The sequence below is a fragment of the Microvirga sp. 2YAF29 genome (assembly GCF_052114605.1).
Taxonomy (GTDB): Bacteria; Pseudomonadota; Alphaproteobacteria; order Rhizobiales; family Beijerinckiaceae; genus Microvirga.
This window is the reverse complement of record NZ_JBFRFB010000049.1, coordinates 1-505: the sequence shown is the minus strand read 5'-3', so window position 1 is coordinate 505 and position 505 is coordinate 1. Positions and strand designations below refer to the sequence as shown.

At 72.9% G+C, this 505-nt stretch carries 1 protein-coding gene; it reads right to left on the bottom strand.

From position 1 onward, the window contains the following. Positions 1 to 505: glycoside hydrolase family 3 N-terminal domain-containing protein (locus AB4Y85_RS19450; RefSeq protein ID WP_441986549.1), on the bottom strand; the 505-nt coding region annotated here is incomplete at both ends.

The following is a 505-nucleotide window of genomic DNA, read 5'->3' as shown; positions in this document are numbered from 1 at the left end:
GGCCACGTCGACCATCGGCGCGAAGGTCCAGTGCAGGCCATGGGCCGTGGCTTCCTGCGCGGCGGCGCGGGCGGTGCGGTAGGCCAGCGGCGGGTCGAAGCTGGCGGCCTCGGCCAGCGGGATCGGATAGACGGTCTTGAAGCCGTGGATCACGTCGGCCGCCAGCAGCAGTGGGATGCCCAGGCGCGAATGCTCCACCGCCGCCGTCTGGGCCAGCAGCGCGCCCTCGACGCCGACGCCGTTCATCAGCGTGCCGATCTTGCCCGCCCGGGTCTCGGCCAGCAGCTGCTGGGTGTTGCGCAGGTTGATGGCCGGGTTCATGTCGCCCACCGGCGGGCGGATCATGTCGGCGTAGCAGGACAGCTGGCCGGCCTTCTCGTCGATGGTCATCTTGGCGATCAGCGCCTCGACCCGCTCGGAGCCTCGCGCCTGCGCCGACGCTCGGCCGGCCACCGCCAGCCCGGCCAGGCCCGCCGCACCGGCCATCAGTCCGCGACGGCTGATC